Annotated in this window: 21 protein-coding genes; 1 reads left to right on the top strand and 20 read right to left on the bottom strand. The window is 36.0% G+C overall.

Annotated elements, in window-relative coordinates:
* Window positions 1-78: 78 nt before the first annotated feature.
* The 9 genes from OB_RS05225 to OB_RS05185 form a co-directional block, all read right to left on the bottom strand.
* Window positions 79-885: a PHP domain-containing protein gene (locus OB_RS05225; protein ID WP_011065377.1), complete on the bottom strand. Its 807-nt coding sequence runs from the start codon at window positions 883-885 to the stop codon at window positions 79-81.
* Complete coding sequence (phnL, locus tag OB_RS05220) at window positions 875-1594, bottom strand: phosphonate C-P lyase system protein PhnL (protein ID WP_011065376.1); 720 nt, start codon at window positions 1592-1594, stop codon at window positions 875-877. The genes OB_RS05225 and phnL overlap by 11 nt, the downstream gene beginning before the upstream one ends.
* Window positions 1595-1609: 15 nt before the next feature.
* Window positions 1610-2791, bottom strand: a complete 1182-nt coding sequence (phnM, locus tag OB_RS05215) for a phosphonate metabolism protein PhnM (protein WP_041544484.1) — start codon at window positions 2789-2791, stop codon at window positions 1610-1612.
* Between the two features lie 13 nt (window positions 2792-2804).
* Window positions 2805-3644 (bottom strand): ATP-binding cassette domain-containing protein, encoded by an 840-nt coding sequence (locus OB_RS05210; RefSeq protein ID WP_041544103.1) that lies wholly within the window; start codon window positions 3642-3644, stop codon window positions 2805-2807.
* Window positions 3637-4506 (bottom strand): alpha-D-ribose 1-methylphosphonate 5-phosphate C-P-lyase PhnJ, encoded by an 870-nt coding sequence (locus OB_RS05205; protein WP_011065373.1) that lies wholly within the window; start codon window positions 4504-4506, stop codon window positions 3637-3639. Before OB_RS05205 ends, OB_RS05210 begins: the two co-directional genes overlap by 8 nt.
* Window positions 4503-5606, bottom strand: a complete 1104-nt coding sequence (locus OB_RS05200) for a carbon-phosphorus lyase complex subunit PhnI (protein WP_011065372.1) — start codon at window positions 5604-5606, stop codon at window positions 4503-4505. Before OB_RS05200 ends, OB_RS05205 begins: the two co-directional genes overlap by 4 nt.
* Window positions 5606-6193 (bottom strand): phosphonate C-P lyase system protein PhnH, encoded by a 588-nt coding sequence (gene phnH, locus OB_RS05195; protein WP_011065371.1) that lies wholly within the window; start codon window positions 6191-6193, stop codon window positions 5606-5608. The genes OB_RS05200 and phnH overlap by 1 nt, the downstream gene beginning before the upstream one ends.
* Window positions 6194-6221: 28 nt before the next feature.
* The gene (phnG, locus tag OB_RS05190) at window positions 6222-6647 is read right to left on the bottom strand and encodes a phosphonate C-P lyase system protein PhnG (protein WP_011065370.1); all 426 of its coding nucleotides are present in this window, start codon (window positions 6645-6647) and stop codon (window positions 6222-6224) included.
* 186 nt (window positions 6648-6833) lie between these two features.
* Window positions 6834-7550, bottom strand: a complete 717-nt coding sequence (locus tag OB_RS05185) for a GntR family transcriptional regulator (protein WP_011065369.1) — start codon at window positions 7548-7550, stop codon at window positions 6834-6836.
* Between the two features lie 182 nt (window positions 7551-7732).
* Here OB_RS05185 and OB_RS05180 point away from each other — a divergent pair, with 182 nt between their 5' ends.
* Complete coding sequence (locus OB_RS05180) at window positions 7733-8092, top strand: Lin0512 family protein (RefSeq protein WP_011065368.1); 360 nt, start codon at window positions 7733-7735, stop codon at window positions 8090-8092.
* Window positions 8093-8182: 90 nt separating this feature from the next.
* On the opposite strand, the gene OB_RS05175 is transcribed toward OB_RS05180, so the two are convergent.
* The 11 genes from OB_RS05175 to dhbC form a co-directional block, all read right to left on the bottom strand.
* On the bottom strand, window positions 8183-8983 hold the full coding sequence (locus tag OB_RS05175) for a cytochrome c oxidase assembly protein (protein WP_011065367.1): 801 nt from the start codon (window positions 8981-8983) through the stop codon (window positions 8183-8185).
* Window positions 8973-9488, bottom strand: a complete 516-nt coding sequence (locus OB_RS05170; protein ID WP_011065366.1) for a DUF2243 domain-containing protein — start codon at window positions 9486-9488, stop codon at window positions 8973-8975. Before OB_RS05170 ends, OB_RS05175 begins: the two co-directional genes overlap by 11 nt.
* A 323-nt stretch (window positions 9489-9811) precedes the next feature.
* Window positions 9812-10753 carry an alpha/beta hydrolase gene (locus OB_RS05165; protein ID WP_011065365.1) on the bottom strand — a complete coding sequence of 314 codons (942 nt, stop codon included), beginning with the start codon at window positions 10751-10753 and terminating at the stop codon, window positions 9812-9814.
* A 110-nt stretch (window positions 10754-10863) separates the two neighbouring features.
* Complete coding sequence (locus OB_RS05160; protein ID WP_011065364.1) at window positions 10864-11181, bottom strand: ArsR/SmtB family transcription factor; 318 nt, start codon at window positions 11179-11181, stop codon at window positions 10864-10866.
* Between the two features lie 165 nt (window positions 11182-11346).
* Window positions 11347-12045, bottom strand: a complete 699-nt coding sequence (locus OB_RS05155) for a 4'-phosphopantetheinyl transferase family protein (RefSeq protein WP_011065363.1) — start codon at window positions 12043-12045, stop codon at window positions 11347-11349.
* Window positions 12045-13406, bottom strand: a complete 1362-nt coding sequence (locus tag OB_RS05150; protein WP_231846995.1) for a DHA2 family efflux MFS transporter permease subunit — start codon at window positions 13404-13406, stop codon at window positions 12045-12047. The genes OB_RS05155 and OB_RS05150 overlap by 1 nt, the downstream gene beginning before the upstream one ends.
* Before the next feature lie 66 nt (window positions 13407-13472).
* Window positions 13473-13688: an MbtH family protein gene (locus OB_RS05145; RefSeq protein ID WP_041544102.1), complete on the bottom strand. Its 216-nt coding sequence runs from the start codon at window positions 13686-13688 to the stop codon at window positions 13473-13475.
* Window positions 13672-20793 (bottom strand): amino acid adenylation domain-containing protein, encoded by a 7122-nt coding sequence (locus OB_RS05140; protein ID WP_011065360.1) that lies wholly within the window; start codon window positions 20791-20793, stop codon window positions 13672-13674. The genes OB_RS05145 and OB_RS05140 overlap by 17 nt, the downstream gene beginning before the upstream one ends.
* Before the next feature lie 13 nt (window positions 20794-20806).
* On the bottom strand, window positions 20807-21691 hold the full coding sequence (locus OB_RS05135) for an isochorismatase family protein (RefSeq protein WP_011065359.1): 885 nt from the start codon (window positions 21689-21691) through the stop codon (window positions 20807-20809).
* A gap of 13 nt (window positions 21692-21704) precedes the next feature.
* Window positions 21705-23324, bottom strand: coding sequence for a (2,3-dihydroxybenzoyl)adenylate synthase (locus OB_RS05130; protein WP_011065358.1), 1620 nt, complete (start codon window positions 23322-23324; stop codon window positions 21705-21707).
* Window positions 23318-24514, bottom strand: a complete 1197-nt coding sequence (gene dhbC / locus OB_RS05125; protein ID WP_011065357.1) for an isochorismate synthase DhbC — start codon at window positions 24512-24514, stop codon at window positions 23318-23320. The genes OB_RS05130 and dhbC overlap by 7 nt, the downstream gene beginning before the upstream one ends.
* Window positions 24515-24522: the final 8 nt, after the last annotated feature.

Here is a 24522-nt window from a genome sequence, read left to right as displayed (position 1 = left end):
CTATTTTCATTGAAGCATAAAAATGATGAAAAGACGGTTTATTTACAGATACTTCATATTAAATTAAGACTTTTTACGCTATACTAATAATTTATTCATAGGACTAGATATTTCACCAACTTGAATAGAACTACCGAACCCGCCATGATAATCCGTACCACCTGTCATTATTAAATCTAGCTCCTCTGCTAAAGCTTCTACTTTATCATGATCTCTTTCCGTGTGATCGGGGTGATTTCTTTCCAATCCACCCAGTCCTACTTCTGCTAATTCTGGAATCAAATCATAGGAATCCAATTGACCCGGATGTGCCACAACTGCAACACCACCATCTTTAACAATAGCTACTACTGCGTCAAAAGCATCTATATAAACAATATCTCCTGCAGCCACCCCATTATGTTTAAAAAGCTGCTGATAAAGCTGTCTATAGTCCAACGAATCATAAGGCGCTTTGGTCAACTTATCCATGATGTGTTGTTTATAAATCGTGTTACTTGGTAAAGCTGTTTGCTTGATAACCCGTTCATCTATTTGATAGCCTAATTCGTTAATCTTTCTTATTTGCCAAAGCGAATGCTCATTTCTTCGCTGTAATAGTGGCTTACATATATTACGTATGTGATTCGCCTCAGGCTTGTAATTATATCCAAGAACATGCACCTTACGTTTTCGCTTAAAATCATAGGCAGATATTTCAATACCTGGAATCACATCTATATCGAAATGTATAGCCTGTTGCTGAATATCCAGTAAATTATCAACCGTATCATGATCAACAAAACTAAGATGAGTAACACCATTTTTCTTAGCTTGCTTCATCACTTTACTCACAGCGTCTGAACCATCTGAGTAATGGCTATGAACATGTAAATCAACCTTCATACTTATTCCCTACCGTTGTGACAGGTTGGTGGTCATTCATATTAAAAATAGAATCGCAAAGTCCTTCTATAAACTCTATATCGTGAAATATCCCAATTAGCGTGGTCCCACTATGCTTTAGCTTTTCAATTACTTCACGAACCTTTATTTTGGAATTTTGATCAAGGCTCGCTGTTGGTTCATCCAATAACAAGAGACGAGGCTGTTTCACAGTTGCCATAGCAATATTCAATCTCAATTTCTCCCCACCAGAAAATGTATTTGGGTACACATCCCAAAGTTTTTCGTCTATCTCAAAATGATTAAGAGCAGATTCTGCTTCGACCCTTGCAATAGCATGTTCTACCCCCATTTCTTGAAGGGATTTTTCAACCAATTCGCGACAAGTAATTCGTGGCAGTACATCTAAAAATTGAGAAACATAACTAATTTCAAATTTTCGCAAGTAAATCATTTCTCTTTCTGATATTTTGGTAATATCAATTTTTCCTAGATGATTGGAATCAAAATATATAGTTCCTTGATCTGGAAGATAGGTGCGATAAATACTTTTTAAGATGGTCGATTTACCACTGCCACTTTTACCGATAATCCCTAAAAATTGCCCTTCTTCTAATGTAAAGTGAATATTCTTAACCGCTTGTCTTTTAACTTGTAAACGATGATTGATAAATTGTTTTCCAAAATCGCTCACTTCTAATAGTGCCATGCTATCCCCTCACTTTTAGTTAAATCTATAATTGGTAGTGGTGATTAACGACCCGTTTACCATTGTTTTTGTTAACATGGGATATCCATCTTCCATTTGATTAATGATTAAGATATCTGCTTTTTTCCCAGGTTTTATGGAGCCAAGTTCATCATCCATTCGTACAGCTTTGGCTGGATTTAATGTAACCATTTTAAACATCTCATGAAGCTCTTTTTGATGTTCTTCATGTAATTGAAATACAGCTAATAGTAGTGCAGCTGGAAAATAATCACTACATAATATATCTGCAGCGTCTTCATGTATTGCTTCGATAGCCGATAGATTTCCAGAATGAGAACCACCAAGAAGGACATTTGGAGCCCCAACAATGGTTTGTAATCCTAGATTCTTTGCTTCTTTAGCCACATTTAAGGTAATCGGAAATTCACTAATCGTCGTACCAAAAGATTGAACTAACTTTACTTTTTCCTCATTATCATCATCATGTGAAGCGACAGCAATTCCTTTGTTATCAGCTATTTTTGCAACTTCCGCTATTTTTTCTAGTGTCATTTGTTCTCGACTTTTTCGCTCTAGTATAATGACATTAACTTCATCATCCGATAAATTTCTATATCCCTTTAACGTCTTACTAAATACTTCTAAATCGCGATACTGACCTTGGCCTGGAGTGTGATCCATAAAAGATAGCAAGTGCACCTTATCGTTTTCAATATTCTCTACGAGTTGCTCGATTTGTTCGATATTATCTAATTCAAATCTAGCATGCAGGCGATGCCTGATAAGATGTGGTCGATCATGTGTTTCATGAATCGCTTCTACTAACCGCTGCACATTTTCTGGATTACGTATTGGCTTATGTGTAAATAAATCTTTTTTATAAAAGGAAAGAGAATGAAACATGGTAGTTATACCATGACTAATTAATATTTTCTCTGCTTCTCTTAGACTAATATCCATATCCATCATGCTCGTAGGTCTAGGAGAAACAATTGATTCAATATAATCCGAATGAATGTCAATAAATCCGGGTGATATGAATCCTCCGTTTGCATTAATAAACTCTACATTAGAGAGTTGAATCGCTTCTTCTTCTGTAATCACATCTTTAATTCTATCTCCTTCTATAACAACTGCATGGTCAGTTAAAATCGAGTCTTCCATAATAATGTTTCCATTGTGAATAACGTACAACATAGACAACCTCCTATAATAATGAATAGACGAGCTGTTGTGTATAAGCATGGAAAGGGTCTTCTAAAATTTGATCGGTTAACCCTTGTTCGATAATTTTCCCATTTAACATCACAATTGTTCGGTCTGCTAACATTCGAATAACAGCTAAATCATGTGAAACAACTACCATACTAATTCCGAATTCCAGTTGAATATTTTTAATTAAATCTAGTACATCAGCTTGTACTGAAAGATCTAATCCAGTTGTTACTTCATCTAAAAATAATACTGGTGGATTATTGGATAATGCTTTTGCAATTTGAACGCGTTGCTGCATTCCCCCAGAAAAATTTTTCGGTTCTTCTTTCATTCGAAATATGGGAATATGTACTGTTTCTAATAAACGTTTTCCAGTAGATTCCATTTGATTTACATTCCGATTTCCTGCTGCAATTTGCTTTTCTGCAATATTTCCTATAGATGAAAAATCCATTTTTAGTCCAGTTGCTGGGTTTTGATAAACCATTCCATAATGATGATTTCGAATATACCGTTTTTGTTGAGCTGATAAATGAACTAGATTTTCACCTTCAAAATCTTTATGATCAACATACATCTCACCAGATGTCACATCTGAATCGAAGTACATGCATTTCATCAGACTGGACTTGCCGCTTCCACTTTCTCCTACAACCCCAAGAATTTCCCCTGGAAACAAATCAAATGAAATATCTTGGCATGCATACACCGTTCCACATTCTGGACAAAAATTTTGATTCAATACTCTTGTTTCATGATTTAAACAGTGATCACAGCCGGTACCAAATTGTTTATTTAAATTCTGAATAGAGAGTGTTGGTTTCTCATACATCAATCGATTCCACCTCTTTGGTATTCATATTGTTGAGTTTTTCCATACAATAGCTTGAATCATTACATTGATAGAAGGTTTCTTGTGTTTTTTCATCAACTAATTCATCTAGAAATACATCGCTTGATCCACAAAGTTTACATTGTTTACCTGTGAAATCTTCCTTGGCAAAAGGATAATCATTAAAAGCAAGTGATTCGATAGGTGTAAATGGTGGAACAGCATATATTTTCTTTTCTCGCCCGGCCCCTAGCAAAATCAATGCCTCTGATTGATTCATCTTTGGATTATCAAATCTTGGTATTGGACTTGGAGCCATAATGTAATGATTATTTACCATTACAGGGTGATCTGCATTTGTTGTTTGTCTGCCATATTTAATGATTTGCTCAAAAAGCATCATCCAAATTCCGCTATACTCTTGTTCTGCATGTAAGTTTTTAGTGACTGCTTCCTTCGATTCATATGCTCTTAATGGCTCTGGCATCGGCACTTGTAATACAAGTATTTGGTCCGGTGTTAGCGGGATTTCTGGTATCCGATGTCTAGACTGTATAAGCGTTGCATCTTGTGTTTTTTCCGTCACTTCAATATTGGTAGTTGATTGAACAAGTTTTTTTATACTGACAGCATTAACAGACTCATCTGCTCCTTGATCTATTACCTTTAAAATATCTTTTTTGCCAACAAGTGAGAGGGTTAGCTGCAGACCTCCAGTTCCCCATCCCCTTCCAATTGGCATTTCTCGAGATGAAAAAGGCACTTGATATCCTGGTATTGCAACTGCTTTTAACGTTGCCCTTCGTATTTCTTTCTTCGAACTTTCATCCAAAAATGCAAAATGTGTCTTTTGATGTATCATGTTTTATTTCCTCCCTTCTTCACATTGCGGATACTATCTAACTTTGATTGGAACGTAACATAATGCGGAAGTTTTAAATGAGAAATAAAACCTGTCGATTCTACAGAATCAATGTGAAGTAAAACAAATTCTTCATCATGTGTTGGATACGGAGCCTGATTGTTCTCCAAGCATTGATCAAGTATACTCATAGCTATTGCTTTTGTTTCATTCTGACCGAAGCATGCTCCATAACCAATTTCAAACTGTAATTCTTTCGTTTTTTTGTCTTTCTCCTTCATTACAGGTACGAAGGATTCGACTTCTGTGATCGTAATTTCACCAATATAATAATCTTCATCTTTATCGTCCCCAGCTTCATGAGGAGGAGATACATGAATTGGAACGGAACCTACTCGAACTTCTCCGACTGTCGGATGAACTTGTCCGTATCCTCTTAGTGAAGCATAACCCAACGATGTAACTGCGCCCGTCTGTCCTCGAGTCAATACTTGCAATCGTTCACTACGTGAGGATGGAAAGGAGAGACTCCTCTTTGTTACATCATCTGGTAATTGATCATTTAACGGATAAGTTTCGAATAACCCTTCCTCTCTTAAATAATCCACTACCTTCGGAAAGAAGAGTAATTCATCCGTAACTTCTGACTGTTCCGCCTGAAATTGTTCTAACCATCTTTCAATTTCAGCTTTTGTTTCATAGATTAAATTAAAGTCTAGCAATCGATGGGTATAATCATACGTAGCCCCTAATAGTTGTCCACCTGGAATATCTTTAAAGCTAGCTGATATTCTTCTTTCTACAAACATAGATGCTGTTTCTATTGTTCTACTGTAATAGCGTCTTGGTAATGTAGAACGGTGAGCTCGAAGTAAGAAAACAGCTTCCTCCATACTTCCCTCAGCTTGTTTGATAGCAAGTGCAGCTAAATATGGATTATATAAACTTGCTTCCGACATTACCTGATCTACAAGTTGTCGCATTGATGCCAAGATAGTTTCCACTTCGATAGTTGACCTTTCTTTCAGCCGTTCATATTTCAAACGGTCGATAGAGGCTTCTATTGCTTCTGTGCCTCCTTTAACAGCGACATAGCCCATTATTTATCTACCTCTTTTCTATGTACTTTTGTTGTTCTAGGTATACAAACAATATTTGAATTTTGGTCCGTAAATATTAAGTCTATCCCGAGTGGATATTCCTTTATTTTTCTGTCTCTTTCTAACCAAAATGCCTCAGAGACTTCTAATCCGACACTATGTGTTTCGCTAATTCCTGGACCGGATAATTTAAGATTTCCATTTTCAATGATGTTTTGTTGTTCAACAATTAACGTTGCAGACTGATGTGGATCGGCTAAAGTACCAACACAACTTTTTTTTAACGCATTTAGTACTTCCTTACTGTCTGCATTATTTGTGGAGATGATATAATCTGCTTTTTCAATTGCTACCTGTTTTGCAACGGTATATTGAGATAGTAAATTTGCAAGCTTTGTTTCACGCTCTACCACATGAAAAGTCACCTCTGCATCAAATAATGTTAAAGCAACTAGAAATGTTGCAGGGAAGCAATGCAGCTCTTGTTCAGGCTTTGATTCTATCGATGAGATTTTTCCTGGTTTCGACATATTATCAAGAAGCACCCGATATGTGTGTTGTGTATCATGAACAAAATTAGTAACCATAGAATTTCCTCCTACAATAGGAATTAATTTATTCAACATCCATTGTGTCAAAATGTACTTTTGTCTTGAGTATTTCCTGCTGTTTCTTTACCTTTTTCGTATGAATTCTTTGTTCCTCTTTAATAAGAAGCTGATTCCAATTAATTGTTTCTGGCAATTCCGCTTTATATGCAGCATCGATCATTGCTAAATTAATTGATAGGTCATCTTTCATCCCAATTACGATGCCAACTCCTATTTGACCACTAACTTCCACCTTTGCCTCTGTGACAAGTACTTCTCCGATGTGGAATAGGGACTGTTGCGCTGTTTCACGCATTTTCATCATCGTAAGACTATAGGATGGTGGTGAAAATTCCTGCCATTGATAGTTCTGCTTAATTTCTTCCGCAAGGTTATCTACTAAATTCGCATCTCCCTGAATAAGAATTTCAGTTCTACGTTTTCGTTTCATTTTTCATAACCTCCTTCACAAATTAATCCTAACTTGTCGCCAAGTTGTTGTGTGTTAAGAACTGGTTAAGTATATGTAAAGGAATGTATAAAGTCGGGGATTTATTAAAGAAGGTCATGGGAGATCAGAACAATGCATTCAACAAAAAAAGCAAGGATCAATCTCTGACGTTAGATTGATCCTTGCTTATGTAATAGTAGATATATCATATTTAAATGTATCACTTCTATAAAGTATTTTCGTATATTCTAAGATTTGATTGGTTTCTTTATTCGTGCAGTCGGTTTCGACTACAATTAATGGAATCATACTCTTACATTCCAATAATTGTTGCTCTTCTAAAGTTGGAAAAGTAACACTTAAAATTGATTTGTTACTCGTAAATTTCTTAAATCCTTGTTGCCTATAAAAACGAAACATAGATAAAATTTCTGGTCCTTCTTCTACAATCTTTGGAACCGTAGATTCCTTTATGAAAGAATAGTGAATGGCAATAATCTCTCCATTAATATAACGTAATCTTACAACCTGATAGACATTTTCGTTTTCACTAGCATGCAATCGATTAAATATAGATGGATTATAGTCAACTTTTTTGAACAAGACATTTTTCGTTTGTAAATTATATCCCATCTGCTCCATTTTTTCTGTGAAGCTCGTATCTCCAGTTAAAGGCAACTTTATTTGAATTGATTTTCCTTTTAGAAAGCGACCCTTTCCTTGGGAAGCTTGAATAAATCCCCGCTCTTCTAAAGTATTAAATGCATTTCTTACTGTCATTCTTGGGACTTTATACATTTCTGTTAAGGCATTTTCAGAGGGGAATTTTTCTCCTGGTTGTATCTTTTTTTGTTTTATTTGATTCATAAGATCATCTACAATCAGCATTTCTTTATTTTCCAAAGAATCTTCCTCTCGGGTACCTATATCATTTCTTTTATAATATCATGAATTTCTACTATATAAACAAAGATAACTTCATGAATAATAATGAGAGCTAGCACCCCACTCATCTATCTCCACTAGGTTTATGTTCATAGTCTGCTGGGAATTGTACTATATATTTCGATGAAAGGAGTTTTATCATGAACAAGATACTCTTTATTCAAACTGGGATGGGAATCGATGTACACGGTCAAAATATAACCAAAGCAGCGACTAGAGCAGTCCAAAATGCTATTTGGTCAAACTCAATGCCTGGGATTGAGAACAGCCTACCAGATAATAGTCTTGAAAACATGAACGTAACGGTACGTCTTGCAGTACCCCTTGATCGAGATAATTTAGATATTAGTAAAATCAAAGAAACCATCCCTTATGGAACTGTAGAAGTAGATATAACAGATGGAGGAATGGCTACGTCGAGTGGCATTATTTTAGAAGATAAAGATGATGAAAATGACTTAATGTATATGGTTAACGCTGCGGTAGAAGTAGGATATTAAAGAGAACAAATTATAATGGAGTAAGGCTTAGGTGAGTCTACCGATGCTTATGCATCGGGGGCTCACCAGTCGTCTGTGCTTTGTGTACTTTTAATTTGGACTTGCATTTAAGCTCGCTTTTGGGCGCGTTGAGCGATACCAATGTAAGCATAGTATAAAGATGATTACGATATCAATCGCATCTCCACCATAGTACATCAAAATGCCACCAGTTTCTGCTTGATCTTTTGGCACTCCTACTGGAGAATTCGCATAAATATACTTTGATAATATACCATGCCCAGCTAAAGCGAATACTAATACAATTGCTCGATACAGATAGCTAAACCGATGCGGTGCTGGATCAATATATATCATTGAGATAGTAAATAGATAACCTGCCACAAATATATGAAAATGAACAATGAGATGGACGAATAAATTTTCATGCATTAGCATATATAAGTCCGTGGTGTAAAGCACCCATAATCCACCTATATTTAGTACTGACGCGATTACCGGATGTCTTACGAAACTAAAAAATGAAGTTTTTAATAGTTTGGATAAAATTCTCGCATGCTGAACTGATAACATACGCAGTAGTAATGTAGTTGGTGCTGCAAGTGCTAGTAATAACGGCGCTAGCATGCCTAGGAATAAATGACTTAACATATGAGCAGTAAAATTACGATGAGCTAATTCAGCTATTGGTCCTACTAATGAAATACCAACTAATAGAAAGCCAATTATCCATAATATGTACCTATAGAATGGCCAAGTGCTCAAGTGTTCTTTCTTATTTGAATTTAATCCTGCACCAATATAAGTACATATTAATATTAAAACAACTACAGCAACTACCCAATCCGTCACCTGCATACTAATTTCATGATATCCATGACTATTCATCAAGATTCATTCCTTTTAAAGGATTCGATTTCCTACGTGTTTGAAAAACGAGTATCGCCCCTATAACAATCAGTAATCCTGCAATTGAATTCCAAACAATATCATAGATAATAACATTATCAACATAACGTATTTGATGAAGATTCATTATTTTATGTTGTACCGTTCCATCATATAATTGAAATAGACCTGCACCTAATAAAACACTTCCAATCCAGCGCTTTAACCAAAATGCATTTCTACGTCGGAGATCTGCAAATAAAAATAAACCACCTATCGTTGCAAACCAGCTGAATGCATGAAATAGACCATCTGAGATCAATCCGATTTCAGTCGTTGATCGGTCATAAAAATGATGCCATTGCAATAACTGATGAAAAACCACTTCATCAATAAAAGCTACTAAACCAATACCAAATAATAATCCAGACAAAAAGTTACGTCCTGCATACTTGGATTTTGTCGAATATAATGATGTTTCACTAACATTTTTAGATAGAATACCCATAGTACAAACCTCCAATATCTTATGGTTTTAGACTATGTTTACCCTCAATCAACTTCTTCTAGTCTAGTTCTTAAGTACTCTAGTTACAATATTACATAATTTAACATAAATAAATATTGATACAGCAATTACTTTCATCTAACTTTAAGAATATATTTCTTCTATTACAATTTATATATGGAGTAAAAAAATAGTTCTAGGGGGATTTCCCCTTAGAACTATTAACTACGACTTCTTTATTTAAATGTCAGCTTTTGTAATATCTTAAAGACAGTATAGTAAAGACTCTACATCTGTTGATCTGTGATATAAGTTCCAATATATTACTGTATAACTTTATTCAAAAACTTTAGGACAGCTTGATGCATTTGATCTAACGCTGGTTGTTCCACAGGGTAATGGCCCCCATTTTCTAGATTGACTATCTCTACATCGACTTTATTTATTCTGTCCAATACTAATTTGCTCAAATGTAACGGTGTCCATTTATCTTCAGCCGGTTGTGTTAAAAGAATAGGACATACATCAAAATCTTCTGGCTCTATAGCTGGTGTATAGTTTGCATAGGTATCTAAAAATCTCATACTTGCTACATTAGCGGCAGATGTCTTATCGCGGTTAAATATTTTCATAACATTTTTATCATTGCACAAAGCACTCATTTTAGCAGGTGCACTCATTTTCATCTTGAAGTTTTCAAGTCCAAATTTACAAGCAACCGATGCCATCGGAATACCTACACGGCTCCAAAAGAGATTATTAGTTGTCTCATCTCGAACTTGCTGCAATCGTTGATCCAAAAATGTCATGCCTATAATCCCTTTTACATTTTTCGTTTTGCTTGCTATATGATATGCTTCCATTCCACCTGCACTTAATCCATAAAGAACAATCGGTCTATCATCTCGCTTTAACTCATGATCAATATAATCACAAGCCAAATCAACCCAGTCATCGTATTTTACAACTACTTCTTTGTTTACCTTCGTGACACCGTAAGTTGGCATGTCAATCGCTATTGTTTCAAAACCATCTTGTGCAAGGGGCCCGCCTAAAATCATTGACATCTGCCTGCCATTTGTTCCTACACCATGAAGTAAAATCACTTTAGCAGGAGCCTTTGCGTTACGAAAACAATCTAAGTGAACTTGATGACCTTTCCAGTCCCACCACTCTTCTGTTGGATAATAGTCTTCCGTGAAATGGTATACTTCAGGTAGTTTTTGCATAATTTCTCGCCATGCTGCTTGCTCATTATATGACAATTTTAGTTCCTCCTACGTTTCGTTTTATATCAAACAAGGTATCCCAAAACCTTTTAATAAAGCCGAACATTCAAACATAAAGACAAGAAGCCCCTATCCTCAGGCAGGTGCTAGTTTTTTGCTATATTATGTTGATCACTCTCTAAAGACTGAATAAGTCTTTTTAACATCACAATAGAGTGTTCGAGTGAAAGATTATAATATCTCACTGTAGCACTTTTTTGTACAGTAACTACTTTTGCGTCAAGAAGATGTTTTAAATGATGAGAGATAGCAGGTCTAGAAAGTGTTAAACGATCAGCAATTTGATTGACCGACATTTGTCCTTCATCAAATAGGAGCATCAAAATCTCTTGTCTATTCTCATCCCGTAAAATATTGAAAACAGGAGTACACTCTCTTAGAAGCTTCATTGTTTGTTGACTCATTACATACCTCCTTTTATGTTCATAGGTTCGAACACTTAATCATAATGTAAATTTTTTATGGTTTTCTGTCAATAAAAAACACCCTCCCTATGTCTTATAAATATTTATAGACAAAATGAAGAGTGTTTTCCTTAAATTGAATGTTAATTGAACTAACTGTTTTCCCTAAATGAGAGCTTGTGGATTCGTTCCTTTTGATGAATTTACTAGTTTATCAAAATCATACTGATAGATACATGTATGCATATTTTTATCTAACTCCCTTGTGCAAATCGATAACTTGTAATTTTCGTCGAATGTATAACAGTTACTCGTTCCTGCTGGATACTTTCCTTCACGATGCTTTACGCTGTACGTTCGATCACTAGTTGATTTCATTTCTACAGACCCTAACGGGAGATATAGACCAGTCCCTATCATTTTCAAATAGCTTTCCAAGACTGTCCACTTTTCAAAAAAAAGATGGTGTAAATTATCCTCAGAAGCCAGCTCTTCATCTGAAAGAATTGTAAAAATCAAATTTTCAGGTATCACGTCAATATACTCAATATCAATACCAACTTGTTTTTCTCCTACTACACATACACACCATGCTCCAGAGTGAGAAAGATTAAAATGTATATTTGAATGATAAGGTAAATACGGTTTTCCTTGTTTATCTGTAGAAATAGTTACATCAACAAGATGAAATTGATCAAATAGTATCTTTCTAAGTAAAAGTTCACTCGTGAGGGAACGATAAGCGTCCCCCACTTTTTTGAATTTCTGTATCCTATCTCTTCTTTTTTGTGAAATATATTGGCTGTAGAATTGCACTTCCTGCCAATTTTGATAGGAAGGTAATTTACAAGCATAGATAGTCATTACCCCGCTTTTTCTCCTTTAATAGAGTTACGATTTGTTTGTTTATCACTATGCTTAATAATATGACGGTTTTTAAACGTAAGTATAAATGAAATTGCTAGAAATATTGCAGCAATGAAAATAGAGATCTGATACGGATTAGGGTCCATAATGCTTTCCGCCTCATCTTGTAGCGTAATAAGTAAACTAGCAATCATTGATATACCAATCGCTGCTCCTAAACGATTTTGAACATTAAATAACGTCGTTGCTTTACTCATATTTTGAGAAGTTATATTCGTAAATGTCGTATATTGCATAGCAATTACCGAATGTCCTAATGTTAATCCGATCGTAAATAATAGTATTCTTAACACCCAAGGATTAGCAAAAGGTCCAACTATGCTCATTAGTATAAAGCTGATACATGCGCCTAAAAATCCAAACAAAATGACTCGGTAGACGCCTAGCTTTTTTAACGAAAACGGCATTAATCTTGAAGCCAACATTAATCCAATTGCTTCAATAAATACAACAATACCGCTTTCCAGTGCGGTTGCACCTACTGCCTGTTGATACATAATTGGAAATATAAAAAGTAAGCTTTGTAAACCACTAACAGCAAAGAAAGAAAGTATACTTACCTTACGAAATGTAGGCTCGGATAATAGCTTTACATCCATAATAGGTTTTTCTTTATTTATTGCATGCAATATAAATACACTGACTAATAGTAATCCACAAATTGCAGAACCAAGTATTTCAATCGAAGTCCAACCTCTTGAAGAACCTTGTGTTAAAGAAAACATTAATAAAGGATAACCTACAACAATGAGAACAAATCCTTTCCAATCCATTCTCCCTACATTTTCCTCTTGATGTTCGGTTAGATAGAACATACCAATAACAATTGCGATAACTCCAATTGGTATATTGATAAAGAAAATCCATTGCCAAGAAAGAATTTCTAAGATTAACCCGCCTACTATAGGACCTAATGCTGGGGCAATTGCTATCGGTAAAACAAGAGAACGAGATACTTTAGGACGTTCTTCTACTGAAAAAGTTCGGAATATCATCGCCATGCCGATAGGAGCAAGCATACCTCCGCCTAGACCTTGTATAAAACGTGCGATATTTAGTAGGCCTACTGTTTGAACAAGTCCACAAATAATAGATGCAATCGTAAATATAGACAATGCACTTAAAAATACTTTCTTACTTCCAAATCGATCTCCAAGCCATCCCGCAATAGGCAGGATCGCAGCAACACCTACAAGATACCAAACCGTCACACCACTTAAATCTGCTGATGATACGTTTAAGTCTTCTCCAATCGTTGGTAATGCTACATATACAATTGTTCCATCTAATGAAGCCATAAACATTGCTAATATATAGATGAAACAAACTACTTTTCTTGAATGTAAAAATGACGAACCAATCATTTAAGAAATACTCAGCTTTTTCTTTTTCAAGCTAGTTGGAAGTAAATCATTCCAATAGTCTTCGATATAGTCCTGACAAACAGTTAATCCTTCTGGTCCATATGCAATATTCCAACCCTCAGGAACTTGTATGAAGTCGGGCCAAAGTGAATATTGGCCCTCATCATTTATAAGTACATAGTAATTTCCATCCTTATTTTCAAATGGATTTGTCATTATATTCATCCTTTCTATCTTTTTTCTTTTTTTGTAATTCTTGTTCAACGATTGCTCCAATTTCAGCAAGCGGTTCAGGTTGACACATATCTTTATGTCGACAATGAATATCGTACTCTAGCATTTCTCCAGATATGAATGGTGTCCATTTACTAGGATCTGCATCCGTAAACCAATCTGGTACAATGGTTGATTTAAAGAAGATCATATTTCCATCGAATGTTTTTGGTTTGTATTCCGACATAATCTTAACTGAATTTCTATAAGTCTCTTTCAAATTTATAATGGTTTGTTTGTCTAAACTAGCCAACGCACTACCATGATGATTAAGAAGTTCAACTACGTTTTCAATGGAAATTTCTTTATGCATAAGTTGTTCAGGATCATATCCACCTAATGTAAGTAAGGCAATCAAGGCATCTTGTTCTCCTTCTTCACCAGAAAGCGGAACAAAATCACTTGGATAGGAATCCATAATGAAGACTAACTCTACCTCATCACCAAGCTTTTGTAATTCAACGGTGATAGCATGTGCCACATTTCCACCAAGTGACCAGCCTAAGACTCGATATGGTCCTTCTGGTTGTACACGTTTCATTTCCGCAATATAGTCCTGTGCCATTTCTACTAATGAGTCAGGTTTTGCTTCAGCTTCGGAAATTCCTCTTGCTTGAAGTCCATATATCGGAAATTCTGGTCCGAGTGTACTCATTAAACCAGCATAGCACCAGCTCAATCCGCCTGCCGGGTGTACACAAAATAGTGGCAGTTCTGAACCGCTTTTTCGTAATGGAAGCAACATATCTAACGAACTCGATGTATCATTATCTCCATCCAATACATGTACTAATTCAGCTACTGTAGGTGCCTCAAATAAGACTCCAATTCCTAGTTCTTTCCCAAACAATTCCCTTATTCTATTCATTAATGTAACGGCTAATAAGGAATGTCCTCCCAAGTCAAAGAAACTATCGTGAATACCTACTTCATCTAAATGAAGAATTTCTTTAAACAATTCACAAAGTAACTCTTCACTCGGTGTCCGAGGACCTTCTCCCGTTACATTTACAGTGTAATCAGGTAATGGTAGATTCTTCGTATCTAATTTTCCGTGCGCCGTTAACGGAATCCTATCTATGTGAACAAAGGTAGATGGAATCATATAACCAGGTAAGAAAGAAGCGATATAAGCTTTTAAGTCAGCGTCTCTGACTTCCTTATCTGTTACGATATAAGATACAAGTTGATTATCTCCATGTTGATTAAGTACAGTAGTAGCTGCTTCTTTTATAGATTCATGGGATATTATATGAGCATTAACTTCACCTAGCTCAATTCGATAGCCTCTGATTTTCACTTGATGATCCGAGCGCCCAATATAATCAATGGTTCCGTCGTCTAACCATTTTGCTAAATCCCCTGTTTTATACATTCTGCTTCCTGCTTCACCAAAAGGATTAGCTACAAACCGAGAGGCTGTTAAGGAACTTTGATTAAGATATCCTCTGGCCAGTCCACCTCCGGCTACGTACATCTCCCCTGTAACACCAATCGGTACTGGCTGTAAAAAGTCGTCTAAAATATATATTTCTAGGTCGGGGATATTTGTTCCAATTAAACTATTACCTTGTTGATCGATAATCTCTTCATTTAATTCAAGGTAACTAACATGCACCGTCGTCTCTGTGATTCCATACATATTAATCAGTTTTGTTGTAGAATTCTCGTGTAACGTAAACCAGTCTTTTAACCTTGCTAATTCTAGCTGTTCCCCACCAAACACGACATACCTTAGAGATAGTTTTCGAGATAAGTCCCTTCTTTCCTGTTCTGCATACATGAGTTGATAAAATGCAGAAGGAGTCTGGTTTAACACCGTTACTTGTTCTTGTACAAGTAAATCAAGAAATTCGATTGGCATTCTACTTACGTTGTATGGGACAATAACTAATTTTCCACCATAAAGTAATGCTCCCCAGATTTCCCAAACAGAAAAATCAAACGCGTACGAGTGGAACATCGTCCATACATCGTCAGAGTTAAAGTGATACCATTCATCCGTCTCGTTTAATAAGCGAATGACATTATGATGAGGTATTACCACACCCTTAGGCTTTCCTGTTGAACCAGACGTATATATGATATAAGCCGCATTCATTGCTGAAATCGATTGATTGATATTTTGATTAGAATACGCCTGTAATATACGACTGCTTACATCAGCTATATCAATTACGTGTAGACTAGTAAAATCCTCTGTTGTTTGATTACTCTTCTCATTCGTGATCACAATAGACGGATTAGCATCTGATAATATATAACTTATCCTTTCATCAGGATAATCAGGGTCTACAGGTACATAAGCACTACCTGTTTTTAAGACAGCTAAAATACTTACCATCATGGAAATAGACCTTGGTAACATAATTGATATTAGTTTTTCGGGTCCAGCACCTTGATCCATTAAATATCTAGCCATTTGGTTAGCGCGCTCGTTTAATTGCTGATAAGTGAGCTGCTCCCCTTCATACGAAACAGCAATATTATGTGGATACTTGTCCACTTGTGATTCAAATATTTGAACAATCGATCTGTCGGTTGATTCATTGTTGGCTTGTTTTTTATAATCTAGAACAAATTGTCTTTCTTCCGTCGATATAAAAGGAATAGTTCCTATTGTCTTGTCTGGTGTTTCCAACGCGTGTTTTAAAAAGGTTAGCCATTGTTGACACATATACTCAATCTGATTATCCTTATACAAATCAGTTCGATATTCAATAATGCCGTTCAATGCTCCAGCTTCATTTGGTTGCTCCCATAATTCAAATGTCAAATCAAACTTCGCTGTACCCGTTCCACTCACCTTCACATCGCTGTCAACTTGTGGAATATCTACCACAGGGTTCGGTGCATTCTGAAGGATTAACATCATCTGAAAGAGTGGATGTCTCGATGCAGAGCGCTCCGGATTAACAATTTCCACTACTTTATCAAATGGAATATCTTGGCGATCATACGCTTCCACATTGGTTTTCTTTACTCGGCTCACTAATTCATGAAATGTTGGGTTATTGGATACATCTGTCCGCAGCACTAATGTATTTACAAAGAATCCGATTAAATCATCTAATTGCTGATTATTTCGACCAACAATCGGCGTACCTATCGGGATATCTACTCCAGAACCTAACCTGGACAAAACAGAAGTTAGAGAAGCTTGAAGCACCATAAAAGTCGTTACATTGTTTTCTTTTGCATAGTTCGTTATTGCTGATTGTAATTGTTGATCAATGATAAACGGATAATGCTTTCCTTCATTTTGCCGAGTTTTTGGTCGTTGTACATCATATGGCAATGGTGTTTCTGCTGGCAATTCGATTAATTGTTGCTTCCAATAATCCAACTCTTCCTCTGCAGATGATTTTCCCATCTGCTCTTGTTGCCAAGCCACATAATCTTGATACTGAATTGCTAAAGGTTCATCCGTAATATCAGTATGCTCTAGACTATTTTTATAGGCTTTTGATAAATCTTTTGTAAGTGGTATTAATGACCATCCATCTGCAATAATATGATGGAATAAGAGTAATAACACATGCTTATCTTCTGCTACTTTAAATAGGACTGCCTTTACTGGAGGCTCTTTTGTAATATCAAAATGAAATTGCTTCGCTTCCTCTACAACACTTGCTAATTCTTCTGGATTTGACTCTACTATCTCTAGACGAATAGATGACTGATCTGCTGGTAAAATATGTTGCACAGGCGTTTCCCCATCCATGGAAAAGACAGTTCGTAATGATTCATGACGCTTTACTACATAGTCTAATGCTACTTGTAAAGCATGCTTATTCAATTTTCCATTTAAATCTATTTCGAATGGAATATTGTATGTCGCACTTGGTCCTTCCATTTGATCGATAAACCATAAACGATGTTGTTCATAAGATAACAACGCACTTGCTCTATCCTCAACGGCAACAATTTCTGTAGAAGTCTCTGAAACTTCTTTTATTAATACCGCTAACTCTTTAATAGTTGGATAGTTAAATACAGTAGAAAAAGAAATTTCCTTATTCCATTTATCCCTAATTTGCGCAATTAAATGAGATGCCAATAAAGAATGTCCACCTAAATCAAAAAATGAATCTTCAATAGAAATAACTGGTAAATGTAGTAATTTTGAAAAAATATCATGAAGCGCCTGCTCATCCTCATTTAACTGTTGCTCCACTTCAACATGATAATATTCAGGTTGTGGCAACTTCTTCTTATCCAGTTTCCCATTAAGTGTTAATGGGAATTCATCTAAGTAAACGATTGAATCTGGAATCATATATTCAGGCACTGTATGCTTCGCATGCGTTATTAATTCTTCCTTGGTTATTTCATCTGCGCCAACTAAATAGGCTACAAGTTGCTGATTTCCTGGTGTATCTTCACGAACGATGACTTTTGCACTCATATTAGGAGAAAATGATGAAATCACCTTTTCGATTTCTCCTAATTCAATACGATGACCTCGCAACTTAACTTGATCATCCGCACGTTTTATATATTCAAGACTGCCGTTGCTTGTCCATTGTACAATGTCACCTGTACGGTACATTCTACTTCCCGAATCACCAAATGGATTAGCTACATATCGCTCTGCAGTTAAAGAAGGACGGCCATAATATCCTCTAGTGACTCCAGCTCCAGCAATATACAACTCCCCATCTACTTCTGGAGGTACTAGTTGTAGATCTTGATCTAGAACGTATACGGCTGTCTCGTCTATCGGTGCTCCTATCAAACCCTTTGGTTCTTCCTTGTCCAACTCATATACAGTGGACCAAATGGTTGTTTCCGTAGGACCATAAAGGTTGGTTACAGATTGACATGTTTTTACCATTTCTTCTGCTAGATAGGATGGGAGTGCTTCTCCTCCTACTAACGCCTTTACATCTGTTAATGATGCTTGTTGATGCGCTAAGATCATTTGCCAATGTGTTGGCGTAGCCTGTATTGCTGTAATTTTCTGATTGTTGATAGTTTGATTAAGTAAGATTGGATCCTGCACAATCTCACGTTTCATTAATACACAAGTCGCTCCACTAACTAGTGGCAAGAACAATTCCAATACAGAGATATCAAATGAAATCGTCGTTAAAGCTAATAATCGATCTTTTACAGATAAGGAAAACACATTGTTCATATATTGTAGAAAATGGACAAGACCTTCAGCTGGAACAACGACTCCTTTTGGTTTTCCTGTTGATCCTGATGTATAAATCATATACGCTGCATGTTTTAGTGATTGCTCAGCAAAAAGATTAATAGAAGATGGAGATTGGTTATTTACTTCTTCATTAAAAAGTCCCTCATCCAGATTAAACATAATCGGTACAAACGAATCTGGTATACTACGACACGATGCTCCGTCTGTCAGAATCATGATAGGGTCTGCATTCTCCAACATGTATTCCAATCGCTCTTCTGGATAGGTCGGATCAAGCGGAAGATAAGCTGCACCGGCTTTCCATATAGCGAGTATACTAATTGGTAATTTATCCGTTCTTTCTAGACTAATCGCCACAAATCTTTCCTTTTCAACGCCCTTTTTTATAAGTACTTTCGCGAGTTGACTCGATTTTTCATCTAATTCACGATATGTTAACGCTGCTTCATCATGCTGAATTGCTAGTGCTTCTGGTGTCAGCTGTACTTGCTGCTGAAAAAGACTTACTGGATCAGTAATTGGAAAATGGTTTGCGTTTCTATTCCACTTATCTAATATTTGCTCTTTCTCTTCATAAAGGAGAACAGAAATACTGCTCATCGAGGACTGTTCATCCATTTCTGTACATGTATGAATCAGATGTAATAACCGATCAGCGTGGATTTCTAATTCCTGTCTCGTATATTTTCCAGCGTTCCCCTCTAAATCTAGTGTAATTCCATCTTCATTACCTTGTTCATAAATATTCCAGGATAAATCTTCCACCGGACCTGTCGCTAATTTATACGTTATTGCTTTCGTTCCAGCAAAGACAGGATTATATGAAAATGGCATAACATTCACCTGTGGTCCAAATAGCGAAGAATCCATTCCTACCTTACCTAAATCTCGTTGCAGTTGTTCTTGACGGTACCGTTGATGCTGACTATTCTCTCTTATCTTCACAGATATCTGTTCTACAAGATCTTGAAAGGATGACGTCGGATGAACTGAAATATGAAGTGGCAAAACATTCATCCGTGTACAAGGGATTTGAATGGATGCGGATTTTAATCGATTCATCATTGGAATCCCTAAAATAATATCTTGATTGCCTTTCATTCGATACATATAGATTGCCTTTACTGCCATAATAAGATCCGGCCAGCCAACTTTCATATGTTTCGCTTTTTCTTTTAGTCTCTTTAACTGGTCATTTTTTAAAATGGTCGAGACTTTAACCGTACTATTTTCACTTTCATATTTAGTTGTCAGTGTTTCAGGTTCAGGTAAGTGTTGATAACGATCAATCCAGTAGTTGCCATCTTCTATATATTGATCAGATTCCTTATAGATTTCCTCTTCCTCTAATACTTTATAAAATGGATTCCATGGCGTTTGTTTATACTGCTTTTGCGCTACTTTACTACTATATATATGAGCCACGCGATTAGTAAGCAATGAAAATCCATATGCATCCATCGCAATATGATGGATGCGCTGATACCAAAGATAATGCTTGGAATCTATCTTTAGTACGATTTGTTTATATACATCGTCTTTCCTCAAATCTACTCTACGATGAAGATCCGATTTCATTAGTTGGATTGCTTCTTCTTTAGCCGATTGCATCTGACTAATATCAATGTATTGCACTTCGATATGATTAGGTTCTTGTAGTTGTTGCCATGGTCCGTTTGCATCCTCACCATATTTCATATGCAAACTATCCGTTTCCTTTACTACTTGTTTAATTGATTCGATGAAAAGTGCTACATTCATTGAATTTTTTATTTCTACATATTCTCCCATGTTATAACTAGCACTTGTCGTATCCAATTGATGCGCAAACCATATTCCAGCTTGGGCATCAGATATTGGATAATTCTTCATTGTTTCAATCACCTAAAACATCCCCTTACTTTACCTGTATGGTTTCGTATTCTGGAACTAATTTTTGATACCACGCTTCTAACGTAGGAGATTCAATCATTTCTATAAAACTTATATCTATTCCTTTAGAACTCCAATCTTCTGCTAGCATCATAATTCGAATCGAATCCAATCCACTTTCAATTAAGTCATCTTGCTCATTTAATTGATCCGGTGAAACTTCCAACATTTCTGCTACTTGTACTTTAATCGATTGCACCGTAATTGTTTCTTCAGATGAAATATCCTCTATTAATTGCTTCATCATTAATGGTCTTGCACAACGTCCTGCTCCAAACACTAATGCTTCTTCATGTTGTTCCTTCGAAAAATCTGCCATCGCATCTGCAACAATAAATGGTTGAATATCACTCATAAATGCTTCAACCGCAGTAACAATACAGCCAATATTGGCATAGACACCACAAATGATTAATTGATCCTTCCCGTTTTCCTGCATCCATTCCAATAGTTGTGATTTCTTAAATGCACTATATCTCCACTTCGTCTGTACCATGTCGTCTTCCGTTGGTGCCAATTGGTCGGTAATTTTTGTCTGCTCTATATCATCATCTAGACCTGGTCCCCAAAAATCTGTAAGTAACGCTCGATCTTCTTGGTTTTGATCTCCAGGTTGTGCAGTATAAATTGTAGGGATTCCAAGCTTTGTACATGTCTCTTTTATCGTCGATATATTTTGTATCAATTGTTGAATAAGAGGCGAATCTTGACCATAAAAATCTAAAAAGTATTGTTGCATATCATGAATTAATAATACGGAACGGCTTGCCTCTGCTTTCCAATCCACTTTACTTTTTGGTAATTCATTTTCTGTTGGTAATGTATAACTTGCTATAGACGGTATTGACATTATTTATCTCTCCTTAATAACTTTTTTGTGTGATTTTTTCTTTTATCATTGCTCTTAAGTTTTTCTTACTCACCTTACCTAGTGCTGTATATGGAAAACGATCCACGAATTCTATCCGATCTGGGATTTTAAAATTAGCTATTCCTTTATGCTGTAAGAAATCCTTTATGTCATTGCTCGTTAATTCTTCATCATTTTTTATGACAAAGGCACAAGACCTTTCTCCAAGAAATTTGTCTGGCATACTCACCATTGCTACATCATGTATGCCTGAAAGTGATAGGATATAATTTTCTACCTCTTCTGCGGCAATTTTTTCGCCACCACGATTAATTTGATCCTTATCTCTTCCTTCAACGATTAGATACCCTTCCTCCGTTAGTTTGACTAAATCTCCAGTGCGATAAAAACCATCCGAAGTAAAAGCTTTTGCATTATGGTCTTCTACATTGAAATAACCAATGATGGTATATGGACCTCTCGCTTGAAGTTGTCCTGTTTCTCCTACTGGTAGCTCATTATCTTCTTCATCCACAATACGAATTTCATCATACGCTGACATCGGTTTGCCTTGTGTATGAATAACTACTTCATCGTCGTCATCTAATCTCGTATAATTTACTAGGCCTTCTGCCATACCAAATACTTGCTGTAATTTACAGTGAAACGCCGGGCCAATTTGTTTCGCAACTTCAACACTGCATTTTGCTCCACCAACTTGAATGACTTCCAACGAACGTAAATCTGCTTTTGTCCTTTTCTGCGCTTGTAACCATACAATCGCTAATGGTGGAACCAATGATGTGAAATCTACTTTCTCCTTTTCTATTAACGGAAAAGCCACATCAGGACTAGGATATTTACTTAGAATAATTTTCCCACCAGCATATATGACACCAAAAACTCCTGGTGAACTCATCGTAAAATTATGTGCAACAGGTAGAACCGCTAAGAAATTCGTATCTTGACTAATTCGACATATTTCCACACTTTTCCGAAGACTATAAATATACTCATCATGTGTACGCGGAATTAGTTTAGGTAATCCAGTACTTCCACCTGATAATTGGAAAAAAGCTAAATCACTTCCAGTAATAGTTGGAAAAGATGCTGAATCATCCATATATAATTCTTCTAATGAAATAAAATTATCTGTTTCACCTGCAACAATCGTATGCTCCAGAGTAGGAATAGAGTTATTTATTTCATTTGCTAGATCTCTGTAGTCAAATTTATCGAATACATCTGGAATGATATACGCTTTAGCTGCTGTAAATTCACAGAAATAACTAATTTCCATTTTTCGATGCAGCGGTAGAGCAAAAACAGGTAAAGCACCAATTCGAAATAACGCGAAACAAACCTCAAAAAATTCAATAGTATTTGGTAGTTGAAGAACTACTCTATCTTCTTTCTCTATACCTAATTTCATGAATCCTGCAGCTAGTTTGTTTACTCTTTCATCTAATTGCTGATACGTAATGGATTTCTCTCCATCAGTAATCGCAATACTGTCTTTTCTGTCTCTAGCTTGTTGCTCTAATATTCCTCCGAAAGTCTCTCCCGTCCAGCAACCAGTTTCTTGATAGTACTTTCTAAGATTCTCTGGCCATGGCTTATACCCTTCTAGCATGATCCATTCCCTTCCTCTTCGTAAAAATCTATTCCAAATACACGTAGCATCGTTTGTAACTTCGCAGCCGTTTCGTTTTTTTCTTCTTCTGGGACTGAATCTTGTACAACTCCTGCACCTGCAAACATACGAATCCTATTTTGTTCTATCTCCGCACAGCGAATTGTAATCGCCCATTCACCATCTCCATTTTTATCGCTCCAACCAATTAAACCGGTAAAATATTCTCGGTTAAATGGTTCAAGCTGCTTAATGTTCTCCAATGCAATATCGTTTGGAGTTCCACATATCGCTGGTGTTGGATGCAAATTTTCAGCTATTTCAATTGATTGTGTAAACGGATCTTCTAAATGACCAATGATTTCTGTTGAAAGATGCCACATTGTCTCTGTATGAATGATAGATGGTTCTTTTGGTACATGTAACTCCTTGCAAAAAGGTCGCAATGCATTTGCTACAGACTGAACAACAAGCTTATGTTCATGCAAATCTTTTTCTGAATGGCGTAATTCCTGCGCCATTAATACATCTTTTTCTGGATCTTTTTGCCTTGGACGCGATCCGGCCAAAGGGTTGGAAACAACGATGCTTCCTTTTTTGGAAATTAATAATTCTGGACTAGCACCAATTAATGTTTTTTCTTTATTTTCTTCTGATGTATTTAAGGCAAAATTATACTTATCATGATTATGTGTAATTAGGTTCTGAACGAGTTGTGAAATAGTTGGTTGCTTGTCTACATCTATTTGTAGAACCCTGCCAAGAACCGCTTTTTCTAACTTTCCTTGTTGAATTTCTTTCGTAACCCTCTCCACTGCTTTTGCATATTCCTTACCAGAGGGAATCGATTGTATATGTGTTGAAGAGACATTATCTGATGACAATGAATTATCTACAATTTGTTGTACTTCTGATTGCTGAATTTCTTCTGGTATAACTAATGTCCCTTTATCTTGTTGATGAAATGGCAAAGCACCAATAACAATTGGATTTTCCATCCCATTCAATGTTCCTTTATGTAGAAGGGATTCGATTCTTTTGCTAAATGGCAATCCGTTTTGTTCCGAATTAGTTAGTTCAACTGCTTTCCCTTTACCTAAAATGCATTTGCTTGGAAAAGACAATAAGTAATCTTCTTGACTATATTGATTAATTAATTGTTGCTCTTCATTTAACGTCTTTACAGACATACTATTCA

Source organism: Oceanobacillus iheyensis HTE831, assembly GCF_000011245.1.
Lineage (GTDB): Bacteria > Bacillota > Bacilli > Bacillales > Amphibacillaceae > Oceanobacillus > Oceanobacillus iheyensis.
The sequence above is the reverse complement of the archived record's forward strand: the minus strand, read 5'-3'. Positions and strand labels throughout refer to the sequence as shown.

Bases quoted from the DNA above. Each gene is read 5' to 3' on its own strand.
- OB_RS05225 (WP_011065377.1), bottom strand. From the start codon at position 885: ATGAAGGTTGATTTACATGTTCATAGCCATTACTCAGATGGTTCAGAC.
- phnL (WP_011065376.1), bottom strand. From the start codon at position 1,594: ATGGCACTATTAGAAGTGAGCGATTTTGGAAAACAATTTATCAATCAT.
- OB_RS05210 (WP_041544103.1), bottom strand. From the start codon at position 3,644: ATGTATGAGAAACCAACACTCTCTATTCAGAATTTAAATAAACAATTT.
- OB_RS05205 (WP_011065373.1), bottom strand. From the start codon at position 4,506: ATGATACATCAAAAGACACATTTTGCATTTTTGGATGAAAGTTCGAAG.
- OB_RS05200 (WP_011065372.1), bottom strand. From the start codon at position 5,606: ATGGGCTATGTCGCTGTTAAAGGAGGCACAGAAGCAATAGAAGCCTCT.
- phnH (WP_011065371.1), bottom strand. From the start codon at position 6,193: ATGGTTACTAATTTTGTTCATGATACACAACACACATATCGGGTGCTT.
- phnG (WP_011065370.1), bottom strand. From the start codon at position 6,647: ATGAAACGAAAACGTAGAACTGAAATTCTTATTCAGGGAGATGCGAAT.
- OB_RS05180 (WP_011065368.1), top strand. From the start codon at position 7,733: ATGAACAAGATACTCTTTATTCAAACTGGGATGGGAATCGATGTACAC.
- OB_RS05170 (WP_011065366.1), bottom strand. From the start codon at position 9,488: ATGGGTATTCTATCTAAAAATGTTAGTGAAACATCATTATATTCGACA.
- OB_RS05160 (WP_011065364.1), bottom strand. From the start codon at position 11,181: ATGAGTCAACAAACAATGAAGCTTCTAAGAGAGTGTACTCCTGTTTTC.
- OB_RS05155 (WP_011065363.1), bottom strand. From the start codon at position 12,045: ATGACTATCTATGCTTGTAAATTACCTTCCTATCAAAATTGGCAGGAA.
- OB_RS05150 (WP_231846995.1), bottom strand. From the start codon at position 13,406: ATGGCTTCATTAGATGGAACAATTGTATATGTAGCATTACCAACGATT.
- OB_RS05145 (WP_041544102.1), bottom strand. From the start codon at position 13,688: ATGACAAATCCATTTGAAAATAAGGATGGAAATTACTATGTACTTATA.
- OB_RS05135 (WP_011065359.1), bottom strand. From the start codon at position 21,691: ATGTCAATACCGTCTATAGCAAGTTATACATTACCAACAGAAAATGAA.
- OB_RS05130 (WP_011065358.1), bottom strand. From the start codon at position 23,324: ATGCTAGAAGGGTATAAGCCATGGCCAGAGAATCTTAGAAAGTACTAT.
- dhbC (WP_011065357.1), bottom strand. From the start codon at position 24,514: ATGTCTGTAAAGACGTTAAATGAAGAGCAACAATTAATTAATCAATAT.